This window comes from Halopseudomonas aestusnigri (assembly GCF_002197985.1).
GTDB lineage: Bacteria > Pseudomonadota > Gammaproteobacteria > Pseudomonadales > Pseudomonadaceae > Halopseudomonas > Halopseudomonas aestusnigri.
Genome location: NZ_NBYK01000001.1, coordinates 691,430 through 711,283 on the forward strand (window position 1 = coordinate 691,430; position 19,854 = coordinate 711,283).

At 61.2% G+C, this 19,854-nt stretch carries 2 protein-coding genes; both read left to right on the plus strand.

Going from position 1 to position 19,854, the window contains the following annotated elements; genetic code table 11:
* Positions 1 to 102 precede the first annotated feature (102 nt).
* The gene (locus B7O88_RS03345; protein ID WP_160003135.1) at positions 103 to 18,186 is read left to right on the plus strand and encodes a leukotoxin LktA family filamentous adhesin; all 18,084 of its coding nucleotides are present in this window, start codon (positions 103 to 105) and stop codon (positions 18,184 to 18,186) included.
* Complete coding sequence (locus tag B7O88_RS03350) at positions 18,186 to 19,847, plus strand: ShlB/FhaC/HecB family hemolysin secretion/activation protein (RefSeq protein ID WP_088273760.1); 1,662 nt, start codon at positions 18,186 to 18,188, stop codon at positions 19,845 to 19,847. The genes B7O88_RS03345 and B7O88_RS03350 overlap by 1 nt, the downstream gene beginning before the upstream one ends.
* Positions 19,848 to 19,854: the final 7 nt, after the last annotated feature.

Here is a 19,854-nt window from a genome sequence, read left to right on the forward strand (position 1 = left end):
GGCATGGCCAGCGCAGGGAAAGCGAAGAAATCGGGTGGGCGTTCGACTCAGGTTTCTGTATTCAACCGTCATCCGTTAACAGTTTTGATGTTGGCTTCGGGCATGATGCCTGGCTGGAGTCTGGCCAACGACATCACGCTGCACACCGGTAGTGGAGGGCAGACCGCCACCACGATTGCGGTCAACGGCGCCAATACCGACATCACCACCGCAACGGTGCGTGGTCAAACCGGCTTCAACTCCTTCGGTAACTTCACTGTCGACGCCGGCAATACGGTCAATCTGCACGTGCCCGGTGGCGCGAGCAATCTCGTCAACCTCGTCCACGACTCGCGCGCGGTCATCAACGGTACCCTGAACGGCCTCAAGGGTGGCAAGGTTGGCGGCAATATCATCTTTGCGGACCCGCACGGCTTTGTTGTTGGCGCCTCCGGTGTGGTCAACGTCGGCAGCCTGACCGTCACCACGCCCAATACCGCGACCATGGACGAGCTGCACCGGATTGCGGCAGTTGATGGTGCTGTGACCGACAGTCAGGCCGATGACTACGTCGCCAGGTTGGCTGCCGGCGAGCTGCCCAGCGCCGAGCTGGCCAGTGATGGCAGTAATGCGATTGTCATTCGCGGCATGGTCAATACCAACGGTTCGATCAACCTCCACGGTGCTGCGGTACTGGTTGAGGCCACTGCCAACCTGCAGGCCGGCACCGACGTTGCCCGGACTGTGTTCAACAGCACGGTAAATACCGAGGGCCTGGCGATTGGCGACGCGGTTGCCCGTGCTGATGGCGGAATCGTTATCACCGCGACTGACAATGTCGAAATCTCCGGCGAGCTGGCTGCGCTGATGGCGGATGACTCGGGGGCGCAGGTTCAGATCGCAGCTCGCAAGTCGCTGGAACTGAATGGCGATGCGTTGATCAGTACGCGAGGCGAGAATGGGCAGGACAGCGGTAATGTCACCCTGGAGGCGCCGTCAATTACGCTCTCCGACAATGCTCAGGTGGTTACCCGCGCCACCGGTGCGGGTCGCTCGGGCGATATTGCGCTCAACGCGCTCAGTGATATCAGCTGTACCTTCTGTGACGAAGACGCCGAAGCTCAGACCCTCGATGACCTGAAAACCGGCATTCAGTATCAGGCCAACCCCTGGTTATCCGCCAATCTGGGCAAAGCCGAAATCATCGTCGGTGAGAACGCTGTGCTGGACGCGGGACACGCCACCGGTGACAACGCCGGCGATGTCACCCTGGATGCCTACGGGCTGAACAGGCAAATGGCCGGATACGCCGAAGCCGGTGCGCGGATTGATGTTGACGGCACTGTCACCGGACGTAATGTCACCATCACCGCTGACGCGCGGGCCGAGGTTTCTCGCGATATTCTCGGCATGCTGCTCAGCAAGTATGACCTCAAGGACGACATCGCCCAGCTGGCTTCCGACAATGGCTGGAGCGAGGCAGAAACCTGGGCCAATGTGCTCGATACCCTGGCCGATCCTATCAAGGCCTACGCCGGAACGGCAGACACCAACGCGTTTCTGGAAACACCGACCAACTTTTCCGAACTGACCCTGCTGGTGCCGAACCTGTCGGCCTACATCGCCAAGGCCGACGCTGTCGTCGATATTGGCGCCACAGCCAATATCAACGCCAGTAACGATCTGACCGCCTGGGCAACCACTCAGCGCGCGGTAGACAGCTCCACCTGGAGCATTCCGGTGCTCGGAAAGAAAATTCCCTTTGGCTTCGATGCTGCCTACGGCCAGATTTCCGGCCTGACCGAGGTCGTAGTGAACTCGGGCGCTACGCTTGATGTTGGGCGGGACCTGTCGGTAGTCGCGCACAGTGACAACAGCCTGTCGGTCACCGCTGCTGCAGAAAACAGCGTCGATGGCGAAGGCAGTGCACTCAAGACCATGGGTCTTGGGTTCGGCATGGCGATGAGTAATATCACAACCCGTGCCGTGGTTGCCGACGGCGCCAACCTGACGGTTGACCGGGATGTCAACGTGCTCGCCCTGACCGAGCAGGAACTTGAGACCAGCGTCAGCTTCAAGGCCAGTGGCGAGGGCGCAACCGGCGGCCCCGCGGTTGGCGTATCGCTTTATAACAGCGATACCTATGCCGAGTTCAGCGCCGACCTGGACGGCGCGCGTAATCTGAATGTCAATGCAGCCAATGTGGTCTACAAGCAGATTACCTCGGTCACCGTCTCTGCCGGTGCCTCCGAGCCGGGTTATCTGGACAAGCTCAAGGAAAAGGCCAATGAGCAGGTAGCCAAACCGGTTACCGACTACCTCGGTGATAGCCTCAAGGACTTTTTTGGCATGAAGCCCGAGTCCAAGGAAGAGGGCGGCGCCAAGCCGACAACTGACAGCAAGTTCCGTCTGGCCTCGGCAATTGACGTAACCCTGTCCGACCACAGCGTCAAGTCGGTATTGGGCGGTGGTAGCAGTGCACCGGTTATCGACATCAGTGGCGACCTGGCCGTCCAGGCCTGGCAACAGCAGAAAAATCTGCACAACGCCGCCGAGAGTACGGTCAATGCCTCCGCAAAACGCGATGATGGCAGTACCGATGGTGCCGCGGTGTCGTTGAGCGTCGCTGCCGTCTATACCGAGCTCGATCAGCAAACCCACGCAATCATTGGTGACGGGACTCAGGTGACCGCCGGCCGAATCGGCGTGGGCGCGCGCTTTGATCAGCCCATCGGGCTGCTGGGGCTGGACCGCTGGAGTTCGCTCAAGCAGGTTTACGCCAACCTCAAGCTGCTGAGCGAAGGTCCGCAGGCCGTTATTGGCAAGATCGCTACCCAATACGCGAATTCGACTGGCGAGGCTGACAAGCTCGGTATGGCTGGCTCGTTGTCGATATTGCAGAACCGCATCGATACCCTTGCCTGGGCCGGAGACAACGTCAATCTGACCGCTACCTCCACCGATGATGCCCCCTGGGCGAGTCTGCTGGCCGCGGTGCTGCCCGAACTGGACAGCACAGCCGCGCTGGAGGCGCGTCGGGAGGCGCTGCGTACTCTCGGGTGGGAATGGTCTGCTCCGCTGCAAGTGACCGCTGACAATCAGCTTGAGCAGTTGGCCATCTCGGGGAACTTCGATGCGCTGTTCGGTGTTACCAGCGGGGAGGGTGGTGCGGTTGGTGCCGGGATCAACATTCAGATTACGGATAACCAGGCCATCGCGGGGATCGGCGCTAACGGCAGCCTGACTGCCGAAGCCATTAACGTGGGGGCACTGCAGGATGAGCTGATCATCGCGGTCAGCCCTTCTGCGGGCAAGGGAGCGAGTGTTGCCGGCAACGGCTCGATCGTCGTCAGCGTTGTAGACAGCAGCGTGCAAGGCTCGATTCACAGCAGCACCGATGTGACTGCCGACAGCGTAAATATCGATGCAGAGCATCAGCTGGGTCTCTGGAGCGCCGCCGGCGCCATCGCTGCTTCCGAAAACGTCGGCGTTGGAGCGGGTGTTGCGGTCAATGTCGTCAACACCGACGTCTACGCCCTGGTTGGCGACAATAAGGGCTGGCGTCCGGATTATTTGTCTGATGGCCTGAACGACAGCAGCAAGGGTACGTGGCTGGTCAACGATCTGACGCTCAGTGCGCAGAGCTCTGGCCAGAGCGGTGCCTTCTCGATTGCCGGTGCATTGGCGCGCTCCGAGCAGGAACAGGCCCAGCAGGACGAGGTGGCCAGCGAGAGTGGTGGTGCCGATGCCGGCTCGCAGGAGAAGGCCGGTAGCCTCGGCGAGGCGATCAAGACCTCGCTCACCAATGGTTTGGCGCTGATTACCGGCGAAGTGCAGAACGCCAAGGATAAGGCCGTTTCCTCCGGGGAAGCGGCAATGGACAAGATCGGCGAATATTGGGAAAAGCTGCAGACCGCATTCAATGGTGACAGCAGCAGCGACGGCAGTGACGGTACTACCAAGGAAGGCCTGAGCCTCGCGGCTGCCGCCTCTGCCAGCGTCAACGTATCGGGACAGAAGAACCGCGCTCACCTGGGCAACATCGTGCTGGATCCGCGCGATGCCGCCGGCAGCAAGGTCAATGTGCTGTCGCTGAACCAGACCCACCAGTTCAGTGGCTCCGGTGCCGGTGCCCTGACCCTGTCGGGCGGCGACAAGAGCCAGCACAGCGCGGCGCTGTCCGGTGCGGTTGCATTCAATCAGCTTAACAACCTCACCGAAGCCCTGATGCAGGACACCGTTCTGCGCAGCAACGACCTGCTCAAGGTCCAGGCTGCCAGTGGTGGCGATCAGATCGCCATGGGGCTTGGGCTGTCAGTCGCGGCCGGTGGCGAGACTAATGTCGCGGTCGCGCTCTCCGGCTCGGCCGGGGTGTTCAATAACAAGACCCGTGCCGCGGTAATCGATAGCCAGATCGAGCAGCGCGCTGCAGCGCCAGGCGTCATTGGGGTCAACGCTTACGATCGTTCCCGCTCGCTGCTGGGCGGTGGTGCATTTGCTGTCAGCAAGGACAAGGGCGGCAGTGGCGGTGGCTCCATGGTGCTGGCCATTATGGGTAACGAGCTGGAAGCCGAGTGGCTGGGCAGCTCCGCAACCGATTTTGACAGCCTGGAAGTCAAGGCCAACAGTGCCTCTCGCGTGCTGGCCGGTGCGCTGGCTGTTGCTGCCAGTACCGGGCAACAGAGTGGCTCCGGTGCCGGATCGCTGTTCGTTGTGGTGATGAACAACAAGGTCAAGGCGAACGTCGACAAGACAGACAGCAATGACTCCTCGCTGACTGGCGCAAACGTGACAGTTGCTGCAGCCAGTGTGCCGGGTGGCGACGCGTTGAACGATATCTTCAACTACGACGCCAGCGCCGACACCACGCTCAGTGAAACCGGTCTCGATATGACCGGCAGCAGCGCCACCTCACAGATTGAGGTGGAAGCTGAAACCAACGATGAGCTGTTCAGCGAAGACGGTATCGATACCAATACCGACGAGACATCAAGCACTGCCGATACCACTACCCGCAACCTGTTCGACAGTGGCGACATCGCGGGTGAGGCGGTACTGGCGATTGCCGGCAGTGTTGCCGGCACCGGTGGCAAGGCTGCTGTGGGTGGCGCCATTGGCGTGGTGTACAACGGCAGTGATTACAGTGCCAATGTCGCCAACACCGATATTGGCCTGACCGGCGATCTGGCGGTTGTCGCACGCAATGAAAGCGATGTTCTCGCCGGCACGATTGGCGCCGCGGGGGCCGCAGATATTGCTGTTGCCGGCTCTGCTACGGCCTTGATCGGCCGCGGCTCCGTATCCGCTGAGCTGGATATGACCGGTCGCACCCTGAACGCCGACGATCTGACGGTTCAGGCGCTGAAAACCGGCGGCTTCTACTCGCTGGCCGGCAGTATTGCCGGCAGCAGTAACACGGCTGCCGTTGGTGCGGCATTCAGCATCAACGACATGCAGCAAAGCGCGACAGCGAATATCGTCGGTGGCACCTATGAATTGACCGGTGACGCCACACTCAGTGCTGCGCAGCAGAGCCGAATCATTACCGCTGCGCTGTCCGGTTCGGTCTCCGCCAGCGGCTCCGGAGTCGGTGCCGCCATGACCTACAACCGCATTGCCGACGCGACCACCGCAGAGCTCAGCTCGGCGCTGCTGAACGCACGAAATCTGACCATTTCCGCCAGTCAGCCGAATCTCGGTGCCAGCATCTGGTCGCTGGCGTTCAACCTGGCTGCCGGCGGGGGATCTGCCGGCGTTGGCGCCGGTGTGGCGGTCAACCTGATTGACGCCGAACGCGAAGCAAAACTGAGCAACAGCACTGTCAATCTCAGCGGCAATGCTGCTATGACATCGGCCCTGGATGGCGAAATCTGGAGCATCGGTATCGATGCCGCCGGTGGTGGGACCGCGGGCGTGGGTGGCTCCTTCGCGGCCAACAACATTAACGGCAAGGACGAAGTCAGCATTTTCGGCAGCACCGTTAACGCTGCCGGCAGCAACCAGACATTGTCACTGGATGCCAGCGCAGGTCAGGGCTTGACCATCGCTTCGCTGGCCGGTTCGATTACCGGAGGCGGTACCGCTGCGGTGGGTCTTGCTGCGTCGGTCAACCGCATTGCCGCTGATCGCCGCGCAGTGATCGGAGGCGGCAGCCTGATTGATGGCTTTGCCGATGTCAGCCTCAAGAGCGGTGTGCAGCAGGCGATCTATTCGATCGCTGTTGCCGGTGGCGGTGCCGGTACGGTAGCCGTTAACGGCGCGACCACCACCAATATTCTGGATGGCGAGGAGCGGGCAGAGATTCTCGATAGCCAGCTCGACAACGTGGGTAACCTGTCGCTGTCTGCAGCGGAGGGAGACCGCACCATCTGGGGCCTTGGTGCGGTTGTCAATGGCGCCGGCACCGCTGCGGTAGGGGCTGCGAACGTCAATAACATCATCCTTGCCAAACGAGTGGCGAAGATTGACGAGTCGGCCATCGCACTGACCGGAACCCTGAATCTGAGCAGTGGCGGTGATGCGCTGATACGCTCCGCCGCGTTGGGTGGCGGCGGTGCCGGCACTGCCGCAGTCGGCGCCTCCATCGCGGTCAACGTGGTGGCTGGCGAAGAGTCTGCCAGCATTGAAAACAGCGATATCGACGGTGCCAGTGAACTGACGGTCGAGGTAACTCGCGGCGAGGTCGATATCAAAACCCTCGCCGGTAACGTGCAGGGCGCCGGCAGCGGTGCCGGTGCCGGAGCGGTCGCAGTCAGCACGGTTACTCAGGTGCGTCAGGCCTGGATCAGCGACAGCTCTGTGGATCTGGCGAGCGGCGCCGATGCCCGTGTCGAGGCGCTCACCCAAGCCAACATCGATACCCTGGCGCTCAGCGGTGCCGGTGCGGGCACTGCCGCTGCCGTTTTCTCCAATACCAGCAACAATATCGATGCGCGTACCTATGCGCGGGTGCTCAACAGTGGCGGTGACGCGGACCGGATGCTGGTCAAGGCGCGTGATGCCTCCAGCATCAATTCGCTGTCGGGTGGCATTGCAGCCGCTGGCAGTGTCGCCGTCGGCGTCGCGACGGCGGTGAACCGCATCAACAACGATATCGAAGCCCGTGTCTCCGGCCGCCATGCGGACGGCGGATTCACGCTGAATGACCTGGCGGTGCAGGCTGAGTCGAATGCCGAGATAAATACCATCTCGGTCTCCGGCGGCTTCTCCGGTACCGCTGCGGTAAATGGTGGTATCTCAACCAGCATTCTGGATACCCGCGCGCGCGCGCTTATCGATGGTGGTGCGGCAATTCTGGCCCGCAACAACGTCGCAGTGACGGCGTTCAACAATGACACCGTCAATTCCTATGCCGGTGTTGTCGCCGGCAGCGGCAACGCGGCTGTCTCCGGTCTGGTAACAGTGAATGTGCTGCAGAGCGAAACCGAAGCAGCGATTCGCGGTGCGACAACCGAGGTAACCGCGCTGGCACTGGGTGCCGGCGTGTCGGTTGATAACGGCGAAGTAGCCAATGCGCCGGATACCGATGCCTGGGCTGATGCCGAACAGTTCAATCCTGTGCTCAATCTGCAGACTGGCTCCGAGCTGGTCAAAGGGGTGGCGGTAAGAGCCACATCGCTGCAGCAGACCGGTCAGACCAGCGTCAGTGCTGCCGTATCTCTGGTCCCATTGGCCAGCGCCTCGGTTGGTGGTGTGAGCAATACCCAGGTACTGGGTGGCTCCACACTGGCGGCGATTGATGATGCGCAGATCAACCAGTCCAATGCGGGCGCTGCAGCGGATCAGCAGGTCAGCGTGGGTGCCGCCAGCCATAGCTACAGCTTCGGCGGTGTGCTCAACGCGGCGCTTTCGCTTGGCGCTGCAGCGGTCGCTGTGACCGCAGATACCGGCGTGATCAGTCGCGACGTTACCGCACGGGTGCGTGGCGCCAAAGTCACCAGCCGTGGTGCGATGGACGTTGATGCCAGTGCTACCAACTCGGCCAGCAGCATTGTTGTCAGTGCTTCCGGTGCCATTGTCGGTGTAGCCGGCAGTGCCGCTGTGCTGGTGCTTGAAGGCAACACCGAGGCGCTGGTCGATGGAGGCAGTGATCTGACCGTTGGCAGCCTCAATGTGAGTGCAGATGCGATCAACAGCCTGGCGCCCAGTGCCGATACCGCCAGTGGTGGCGCGGTTGGCGCCGGTGCCGGTGTGGCGGTAGGTTACAACCGCAGTACCGTGCGTGCCTGGCTGGGTGCCCAGCAGGGCAGTAGCGAGGCCCGCACCAAGATCACCAGCCCCGGCGCAATCAGTGTCGAGGCCGACAGCGTGACCCGTCTGCTTGGCAACAGTGTCAGCGTCAGTGGTGGTGGCGCTGCCATGGCGGGCTCGGTGAACGTGTTTATCGTTGAGAACGTCACCGAAGCCGGAGCCGGCAAGCTGGATCTGGGTACGTCTGCGAACCGGGCCGGCAGTCTGACGGTAGACGCCTACGACAAGTTGATTGCGCTGAGCAATGCCGGTTCTGCCGCGATCGGCAATGTATCCCTTGGCGCCAGTGCCAACGTGCTGGTCGCCAACAATGCGACCCGCGCGATGCTGCTCGACTCGCAGGTGTATACCACCGGAGAGGTGAAGGTTGCCGCTGCGCGCGATGTGGATGTGCAGCTTTACACCGTCACCGGTGGTGTGGGTGGCAGTGCTGCGCTGGGTGGCAGTGTCGGTCTGCTGATGCTGGGTTCCGGCGCGACCTCGGTCGAGGGTACCGATCCGCTGGATGAATTGAACAGTGGCGGTAACGGCACACTGTCCATGGTTGACGGTTTCACCAGTCGGGAAACCGCCGAGACCGGCTATGACACCGTGGTGTATGACAGCGCAACCGGTGAGTACGTCATCGAGCGTCGCAGTAACACAGACGAGACCAATCTGCTCAATCGAAGCGGGCAGGTCGGCTCAAGTTCGGATCGCCTCAAGGCAGGCACCACCTACTCCCACGAGACGCTGGCCCGCATCAAGGGTGGGCGTGTTGACAGTCAGGGAGCCGTCACGGTCAGCGCGCTCGACTCGATTGCAACGCGCAATCTCACCGGCTCCGCTCAGCTGTCAGGCAGCGCGGCAGTGGGCGCTGCGGTGGCCTATACCCTGTCCAATGCCCGGGTGAGTACCGAGGTCGATGCGACCGTACGTGCCGCTTCGCTGTCGGCGACGGCCAAGAGCAAGGCCCTTAACGGCGAGCCTGCAGTCAAGGTCGAGAGTTACACCGGCGCTGCGGGATTTGCTGCCGGTATTGGTGCGGCTGTATCGGTTGCCGATATGAACAACACCATCGGCGTCAATCTGGGTGGTGACCAGCAATACGGCAATGCTCTCAGCGCGACTGCAGAAGATACCCTGGGACTCTCGGTGAAGGCCGATGGTGCCGCTCTGGGCGCCGTGGCAGCCGGTCTGGTTATCGGTACCGGTCTGCGCGACAGCACTGTGGGTGTCAACGTGACGGCAGGCAGCAGTCTGACGGCCAACGGCATCAGTCTGTCGGCCAATGGTGCCGGTTTGCTCAGCGTAGATACGGTTGGTGCGGCGGGTGGTCTGTTTGCCGCAGGTACCGCCGTCGCGGCGCTGGGTATCGACAGTACCCGGGTTGCCACCGAAGTGGGTGATGGTGCCATGCTGGACGGCAAGGCCGGCGGCGTGACAGTGCAGGCATCCGCAGCGCCGCAGATTGATGTCAGTGCCATCGGCGCAAGTGTGTCTGCAGGTGCCGGCGTGGGTGCCTCCTACGCCCGGGCGCAAGGCAGCACTCGGGTCACGGCCAAGCTGGGTAATGCCGTTGATATCAAGGGCACCGGCGGTCTCAAGGTCGCTGCCAAACTGGATAACCAGCGCAGCGGTAACGAGGTTGATCCCGACGAGGCAGCGGTCCGGGCGCGTTCGGTTGCCGGCAGTGGCGGCCTGTATTTCTCTGCCAATGGTTCAGTTGCCGAGGCGGTTAACAGCTCTACCGTCAGCGCTACCACAGGAACTGACCTCAAACTGCCCTCCGGTCGGGTTGAAATCGATGCCCGTAGCGAAACCCAACAGTACGCCGAAGCCACCGGGATTGCGGTCGGTGGGTTGGCGGTTGGGGCATCTGTTGCCGAGGCGCGCTCGACAACCACCACCGAGGCGAAGCTGGGTGATCGCGCCAATGATCGTCAGGGCGCGTCGCTGCTGACTGATCTGGTCGTCTCTGCCGACGGCGAGGACATCAATCAGGCCAAGAGCATCGCGGGTAGCGGCGGTCTCGTCGCGGGCAATGCCACCATCGCCCGGACCCGCACTACCGGGAACGTGTATGCCGAGATCGGCAAAGCCGTTGACATTGCTGCCGATAGCCTGGCGCTTACCGCCAAGTTCAATGCCCTTTACGGGACCCATGCCAACTCGGTCAACGCCGCGGTAGTGGGCGGCAGTGGTGCCAGCTCCGATAATGAGGTGACAGTCACTACCCGAGCCAGGATCGGTAATGATGCCGAACTGTACCTTGGGCAGGACGCATTGCTCAGCGCCAACTCCAACATCTACACGCGTCATCTTGGTTCTGCTGCCAGCGGTGCCGGTGGCGGCGTGATCAGCGGCCAGGCGGTCACCAATCGGTCTGATGTGACGGCTGATTCGCTGGTGGATATCGGCGAACGGGTAATTCTGGTTGCCGGACTGGCCGGTGGCGATTATGACGGCAAGCTGATTGCCCGTGCCTTTACTCGCCATGAGGTAAACGAAAGTGTCACGCTCAGCACCGGTGGTGCGATTGCCGGCGGCGGTGCGGACAACGTTCACGATGCCAGCTTTACCAATGCGGTCAACGTGGGTGATGGGGCAACCCTCACGGCCTATGGTCAGATCGGTCTGGGTACCTACACCCTATCGTCGTCAGCTATCGAATCCCTGGTCAGCACCTGGGGAGCAGCAGGTGTCGGTGTCGCGAATGCCAAGGCCGATATTGCCAGCCAGCAATCCGTGTCCGTAGGCGAGGGCGCGACGCTGTCTGCGCTGGGCAATATCGATCTGTCGGCAGGCCGTGATCCCGAGGGGCTGTGGCAGACACGCATCAATGCCGATACCGTAGCGCACAGTGTCGTGCGCGGTATTATTGCGGTGCCTGATGCGCGCGCCGAGAGTCTGATCACTAACGTTGCCGGCGTTTCCGTTGAGCAGGGTGCTTCGGTTCTTGCCGCGCGCAACATCACCGCAGGCGGTTACAACGGGCTTAACGCCGCGCTCGCCGATGGCGAGGCGCGAGGTTATCAGCTCGGTTTTATCCCGGTTACCAACCGTGACAGCAGAACCAATGTCGTGCGCGACAGCTTCGCCCATCTTGATGGTAACTTCCTGGCCGGCCGTTATAACGAGCTGATCATCGATATCGCGCCCAACGGTAATGTGACCCAGAGTGCCGGTTTGCCGGTTCTGGTTCTCAGCACCAGCAGCTTTGTTCCGACTGATTTCCTTGACAGTTACTCGGGTATTGACCCGGTTACCAAGCAGATCCTGCGCAGTACCATTTCCAGTTCGGCCACCGGTTCGGTGGAGCTGGGTTCCATGCTGGCGGCAGGCGGTAATATCACCGTCAATGCCGACCGGCTATCGGGCGCCGGTACCCTGACGGCCAACGGCGGTCCCAAGATCCAGGTGACCAACCGCAGCAGCAAGTATCTGCTGGTAGGTGACGTGCTGATTCCGGATGAGCCGGGCGGCCATGTGCTGTTCACCGGGGGAGCCGATCGCTCGCGCTTCACCAGTGGCACCATCAATGAGGTCAACGCTGATCGGCGAGCCCAGGTGCGCATTGACAACAGTTACAGCGGTTACTCGGGCAACGTCAGCTATGGCCCGGCCATTTTCCTGACCGGCGATATCTACAACCTGGGTGGTTTGGTTCATATCTCCAATGCCAAGGGCTCGCTCGGACAGTTCGGCGCTACCTTCGGCCAGCAGGTGCTGGTTGAGGTACCGGAAGGCTCGATGTCGGTCTTCCAGCCGAACGGCTACTGGTCTGTCGGCTCAAACCCGCTTTCGGAGTGGAAGAGCTTCGCCGGCGTGACCGGTTCCACCACTGTCGCCATCGAACTGATTGCCAACTATGTTTACGGCAGCGGTGGACTGTCGAACAACAATGCGGGTCTGCTCCTGCAGGGAGCGCCCAGCAGTGGACAGTCCGGTCGCAGTGATGTTCTGTTTGGAGGGTGTCTGCCTGCGTCGGTAAGCAGCGGCAGTAACTGCTCGGAGAGTACCGGGAAGTCCTACACCGGGCTGGCGTGGCAGTTCCGTGGCATCGATAACGCTGCGTCCTGGATGCCGATTCTGCGCCAGCGCAATCTTCACAGCAGTACCGCCAGCTATGCGTCGGCTGATCTGAGCGGCAGCGCTGCCAGCAAACGAATAGTCGGCGGTCAGGTTGGCATTCAGGCCCGCTATATCGACATTAACGGCACCATTTCGAGTGGTCAGGCAACCAGCCGCACCCTGACCGTCAGTGCCAGCCTCGACAACTGGCTTGCCAGCCATTACTGCGCCAGCAATACCTGTGTTTCGGCGGTCGACATCCCGCTGGAATACCTGTCCGCGACCGGTGGCAGCTCGTTGATTCGTGCCAAGTACGACTTTGTCAATCAACGCATTCTGGTCGATGACGTCAACGCCTCGGGTGGCGGTTACGTCTACCTCAAGGGCGGAATCATCAGTACCAATCCATTGGGGCGGATTGAGGTCAACAACGGCTACGGTCAGGTCAGTATCGACAACCTGTCGCAGGCTCAACTGCAGCTGGGTGCCATTGATACCGGCGCGGGATCGGTGGGTATCGTACAGATCGTCGATACGCTCAAGGCCCCAGTCGCCGGCCAGCACGCCACGTCCTGGTATGTGCATACCCAGGGCAGCGGTCTGTCGGTTTTCGATAACCGCAATGGCGGCACCTCTATCTCCAACGCCTACCTGGTAAGCAGCTCCTCGGCCAGCAGTGCAACGTATTCACCGAGTACGAATCTGCGCTATGAATGGAGTCAGCATGCATCACTCCATCGCACATACAGCTACGACGGCGACAGTTACTATGTCAGCGACTGGGCGTGGGTCTACCCGTCAGGGCAGCCGAATGATCCCTGGAATGTCAGCACCGGAAACGTGGTTTACGGGAACGCTTCGCAAGGCGTGTATGAGCAGAATATCAGTGGTTCGCTGAGCAACTTCAAAGGTTTCAACGTCAACTACCACGGTTGCGGTGAAAGCCTGGGATCCGGTTGTAACTGGGGCTTCAAGGCCAGTGGCCAGTACACCAGCGGCGATCGCGCCGGTGAGTACTACTCGCAGTGGAACTATCGTTTCCCGCTCGACGCATCGATCACTATTCGCCATTCGGTCAAGGCCGATAATCCGTTCCAGATTGCTTTTATCGGAAACGCGACAGGGCTGATTGAAGCGACCACACTCAACGACCTGTATGTGGGCGGTCGTCTGAATAACCCGGGCGGCTCGACTACGCTGACGGCTGGTGGCGATATCATCGATATGCCTGACGGCAGCGTCTATACCGGGCATCTGACCCTTAACGCCGGTGGCGAGATCGGTAACGCGGGCAATCGCTTCTCCGCGAGTTTGGCGCCGGGCGGTACCCTGACCGTTCAGGCCGGCTCGGCTGGTGTGAACCTGAACTTGGGTTCTGATGCCATTATCAAGCGTGTTGATGCCGGTAACGGCAGTGGCGATGTGGTTATTTCGGCTTCCGGTGACCTGCTTGGCAGCCAGCAAACCGCTGCTGCTACCCCGCACGTTCGCGGCCGCAACATTACACTGACCAGCCTGTCGGGCGGCATTGGCGAGAGCGGCAAGGCTCTGCGTGTTCATGCCAAAGAGGTTTCAACCCTCAATGGCGGTGTTGAGCACGGGGTACTTAACGCTACTGCCAATCGCGGTATCTACCTGCACGAAACCGAAGGCGACAGCTGGGTCGGCAGTATCCGCTCGGAAACCGGCGACGTCTGGCTGCGGGTTGAGCAGGGCTCTCTGTACGATGCAGGTCGTCGCCTCGCCTCCGACACGCTGGATGAAACCCAGCGCAAGGCGGTTTGGGAGAAACTGCGACTGACCGAAGCCTATGGCGCCGAAGATAATATTTACGCCACCTCGGTCAAGCCGTTCCAGGATCTGGTGGATGCAAGCTACCGTGAATATTGGCAGCTAAAGGCGCTGGGCAGCGTCAGCGGCTCGGAGTTTGTGCTTGATGCCGGCAATCTGGCGTTCATGCGGCCATTGGCTGAGTTGAAGCTGGGTGTCTCCGGGTTGACTGATGCGCAGGTGCAACAGTTTGCCAGCGAACGCTTTGCCGAGCTGGAATCCTTCTTCAGCAATAATGTTGCGGGCGACTGGCGGTCGCAGAGCGCATTCCAGAGTTATGACGCGCTGTTTGCCTACACGGCATCGGCAGCGCAGATCGAGTCGCTTACCAGTGACGCGATCTGGACCGAGAATGAACTGCTGTACGCGATCGAGCTGGCGGCGCTGCGTCCGTCTTCGGGCACCTCTGTGGGTTCTGCCGAGCCTAACCTGACCGGGCGTCATGTCACTGTGCAGGTTGCCGGTGATGTTGGTCAGCTGGCTGATGCGTTGCTGATTGATCTGGCAGACCTCAAGTCCGGTGCACTCAGTGCCGAGCAGGCTGCCGCGCTGGCGCTGGCCAATGCACCGGGTGATGTGGTGTTCAACCGCAATGATGCCGGTGAAGTGGTCAGTCTGTCGGTTAGCCGAACTGCACCTTTCTATGTAGAGGCATCCGAGCGTTTTGATGCCGACGTGACCGGATCGCTGTATCTGCAGTCGGCGGGTGACCTGAAGATTGGCTCGGTCAGTGCCGGAGAGAATGCGCGGCTGGCCGCAGCCGGCAGCATTCTGGCCGCAGAGGGCAGTGGCTTTGGCCAGTTCCAGGTTGGTCAGGATCTGACCCTGCAAGCGGGCACCGGCAGTCTGGGCACAGGCGAGAGTGTAGACACCATGCTGACCCTGAATGTCGGCGGGCGCCTGCTTGCGGCATCCTCAGGTCAGGATGTGGCGCTGCGCTGGGCCAATGGCGACTTCGAGATTGGCCAGGTGTTTGCTGTAGGCGACATTCATCTGGACGCCATCGACGGCAGTCTGATCGGTGTGCTCGATCAGGTGAGCGTCAGTGGCCGCAACATCCACCTGGTTGCCAGGGACGACATTCGGGGCGTCGACGGCGCGCTGCAGATCGAGTTGCAGTCTGCCAGTGCGGGTGAGCTGTCTGGCTATGCCGGCGGCGATGCTGACCTGAGCAGCGGCAAAGCCCTGTCGGTTGGCGAGCTGGCTGCCGAGGGTGATCTGAGTCTGAGCAGCGCTGTTGATCTGCAGGTGCGTGATGTGCAGTCAGGTGCCAACATGCAGCTTGATGCCCAGGGTGACATCACCGTCGCGCAGGCCCAGGCGGGCGGCAATCTGCTGATCAATACGCTGTCTGATGCGATCCTGACCGGCAGTGCGCAGGCAGATGGCAATCTGACCCTGCTGGCGAGCAGCCTGGACATGGCTGACGACAGCCGTTTCAGTGCCGGCGGCACGCTGGCGCTGACCACTGTCGGCGACATGCATCTGGGGCTGCTGGAAAATACCGGTACCGCCGCCACCCAGTTCCTGCTCAAGGCTGGTGGCTTCGTACGCGGCAACGGCGACGGCCAGGTCAACCTCACTGGTTCGCACGCAGGCATCGCCGAGATCGAGGCGGGGCTTGGCATCGGTAGCGAGACCACTGCCTTGCTGGTCGACTTGCCGCAGCTGACGTCGGTCGAGGCGTTGAGTGGCAATATCTATCTGCAACACCGTAACGACCTGTCGATCGGCAGCCTGCTGGCGCATGACGGTCACGTGGCGCTGGGCAACAATGGCGGGCTGCTGTCGGCCGGCACACTGGATGCCTATCACTTATTCGACTTCACAGGTGGCAGCCTGACTGCGACCGAAATCTGGGCGCGTAACGACGATATGGTCGTTGATGCCAGCGGTGCTGTTGATATCGGCTCCCTGGACGCAGCGGGTGATCTGGAATTGCTGGTTGATGGTGAACTGGTGCTGACCCGCGCCGAGGTCGATGGCAACGCACTGCTGCGGCATCGTGGTGTTGCCGGTACTGCGCTGCAGTATGGCAGCCTGATTATCGGCGGCGATTTGACTGTGGATGGCGCAGGTGACTGGCAAGGTACCGAGGCCACTGTTGAAAACGACGTGGTGTTCGACGTTGGCAGCGCCGATCTGGGCAGTGTCGACAGCATTACCGGCACCCTGTCGCTGGCAGCCAGCTCGCTGTTTGCCGCCGAGCAGCTGACAAGCCGGACGCAATGGGTTGACCTGCAGGCCGGCTCCGCTCTGCTGGGGGATGTTGAGGCCTATTCGACCCTTGATGCGCACACCTTCGGTGACCTGACTATCAGGACTGGTCGCAGTGGCGGCAATCTCACGCTGACTACCGAAGCCGGATCGCTCGGTACCATCCGCTTCGGCGAGCTGGCCGACGCCGAGGCCGTCGATGTGCTGGTTCCTGCCCACCTTTACTCGGGAGCAGACCTGCTGGTGCAAACCGACGGTGATGTTTTTGGCGGCAATGCCGAGGCCGAAGGTGAAGTCCGGATGATTGGTCGCAACCTGTTCTTCGGTCGCGCCCAGAGTCTCGGCACCGATGTGTTCCTGCAGGCAACTGGCGACGCGGAGCAGGGCGACGGCAACATCACCGGCCTGATGGTCGAGGCTGCCCGAGATGTGGCCATCCTGGCCAACGGCAACCTGCTGATGCCGACGGTTCGCTACGGTGGCACCTACTCGTTGAAGGCTGGCCGCGACCTGACTGTCGGTATCGGACAGGATATGAGTCTGGGTGGGTCGGCAGAAGCGGGCCGTGATCTGACCTTTGTGGTCGGCGGCTCTGTTGATCTGGCCAATGTGACGGCCGGCCGGCATGTGAGCATCACCTCCGGCGAGTACATCAACATTAACGACAGCGTCGTGGCCGGAGGCAATATTCTGCTGGATGCGGCAAACGGCGACATTACCGTCGGCAACGACATTATCTCTACCGGCGTGCCCTACCAAGGTGAGTCGCTGAGCGGCAATATTCACCTGACCGCATCTGGTGACATCCGCGCCAGGACAGTGAGCACAGCGTTGGGGCAGATTGACGCTGACGGTCACCACCTGTCGTTCGATAACCTGATTGCCGAGCAGGACATCAACCTGCTGGCACTGGGCGCGATAGCGGTTGGTGAGAGCACCAGCGGCGGCGACCAGGACTGGAGTGCCGATGAGGAAATCAGCTTCCAGCGTCTGCTGGCCGGTGGTCAGGTGTTGCTCGACAGCCTGCTTGATACCACGGGTGATCAGGTAGTAGCTGACGGCGGTCTGACCGCAAATGCGGGCTGGCGCGATGGCGCTGCCACGCCGGCGGTTATCGCGTTGCGGCAGGTGGTAACACCGACCATGAGTCTGTGGGCCGGCTCGGCTATTCGGGTCGCCGATGCGCAACTGGGTGTCGCCGCCGATCTGCATGCGCAGGACGTTGAGCTGGGTGCGCAGCAAACTGGCAGCGGTGCTCTGCAGTTGCTGGTGACCGGCCTGAACAACGACGGCGCGGCCGGTGATCGTTTTGTCCTGCGGCTGCAGGGCAGTGCGGTTACAACCTCGCTGCTGGACATGGTCTACACCGACTTTGAAACGACCGCTGCCATCGCCGACTTCGACGATATTCGCAATGCCGACTTCTTCCAGTTGAGCACGCCTCAGGCGCTGCTGATCGCGGATAACCTGTCACCGGCTTATCGCGCGGACGCCAATGTGCAGCTGTACGAGCTGGATAAGGCTTTCTGGTTGTATCAAAGCGATGTATCGACCTATACCAACGCCTATGTGCTGCACCGCGATGCGACTCATCTGGTGCGGGTGCCGAACTTTGCCGAAGGGCACCAGGACGGTGGCGTCGACTACCAGGGCATTACGGCTGCGCGTTATGCCCAGGCAATGCTGTCGCCGGACATGATGCACCTTCGCCTTGGCCAATTGATGAATCGCGCTGCGGGTCTCGGAGAGGTGCCACAGGAGCAGGTGCAGGTCCCTGAAATGACGGGCCCGCTGAATTTGCAGTGGCCACAGGGTGCAACCAACAACGAGGATGATGAACAGCGGTGGAAAATCTGATGGCAGCGCATGCATGGAGCACCAAGCGAGTATGGACGCTGGCGGCAATGGCCTTGCTGCCTTGCGTTGCCCACGCTCAGGTAGTATTGCCCGGTGGCGTGAGCGCCGGGCAGGTCAACCCGAGTCTGCAACGCGAGCAAATTGATGCCCAGCAGCGTCAGCAGCAGATTGAAGAGCGTGCGCGCCGAATCGAGATACCGGCTTTGCAGGGCGCGCAGCCGGAGCAGGATGATGCACTCCCGAGCGACAGCCCGCCTTTTGTACTGAGTGGCATCAGCTTCAACCCGTCGGTCTTTCTCACCCAGACGCAATTGAAGGATATCGCCGGACAGTATGTGGGACGCGAGATTACCTTTGCTGACCTCAATGACATGATTCGGCAGGTCAACCAGCTGTATACCGACGGTGGTCAGCTGACGGCCCGGGCGATTATCCCGCCGCAGTCCCTGGAGGACGGTCAGCTCCGTGTTGTGCTGGTAGAGGCAAAGCTGGACAGCGTGGTATTCAGTGGCGAGCGGCAACAGGTTGACGAGTCTTTTTATCGCGACCGGATTGATCTGACCGACGGGGAGACGCTGGACAGTCCGATGCTGATCGAGGCGATTCGCCGTTTCAATGCGACCAGTCAGGGGCCGCAGCTTTCTGCAGGGTTGGCTCCAGGCGAGCGCTTCGGCACAACGCGGGTGGATCTGGAGCGTTTCGAGCCGAAACGCTTCGACTGGTCGTTGTTTGCTAACAACTACGGAAGTGAGGGAACGGGCTACGAGCAGTTGGGTGGCACGTTCAACTGGTTCTCGCCGACCGGCATGGCGGACAACATCAGCGCAGTGCTGGTCGGTACGCGTGGTAGCCAGTATCTGAATCTGCGCTACACCCGTCCGGTTACCCGCAGCAACGGCTTTGCCTGGGTTGAGGCGGGGGCCAACAGCATGGAGATCAAGCGAGGTCCGCTGGCTGATCTCAATATCGAAGGGGACTCCAGCAACTACGGCCTGGGCTTTGATCAGCCGTGGTGGCTGTCTGACCGCTGGTTGCTGCTGGGCGGCGTGGGTTACACCTTTCAAACCTCTGAAACGACGCTGGAGGGTGTGACGCTCAGTGAAGTGGACATTCAGGAGGTCTTTCTCAAGGGCCAGTTCGAGTACCGTGCCGCACCCTGGTATTCCCGCTACGAACAGCGCCTTCGTCAGGCCTCGCCGGATAACGCCCTGACCGGAGAGAGCGGCAACTTTACCATTCTGACCGGCGACCTGTACTCGTCGCGTCAGTTGGGTGAGGCGTACGAACTGGTGGGCAAAGCGGGCTGGCAATATGCAACCCGTCAGGACGAGTTGCCCTCGGCGCTGCACAAACAGTTTGGCGGGATCAGTGCCCAGCGCGGCTATGAACCCGGCATCATTACGGCCCCATGGGGAGTCAACGCCAGCGTTGAAGGATACTGGCATCTGAGCGAACGCTGGCAGCCCTTTGTATTCATGGACTACGGCAGGGCTATGGAGCTGGGCGATGAAGATGTGGACCTGATCAGCGGCGGCGCCGGTATCAACAGCCGCTGGTGGAATGATCGGGTGTCTGCAAGCCTGGTGGTTGCAGGCGCATTCAAGGACGTAGTGCCCGACCAGGACAGCGGACAGGTATTGCTGCAGCTGGTTTTCCGATAGGCTCGGG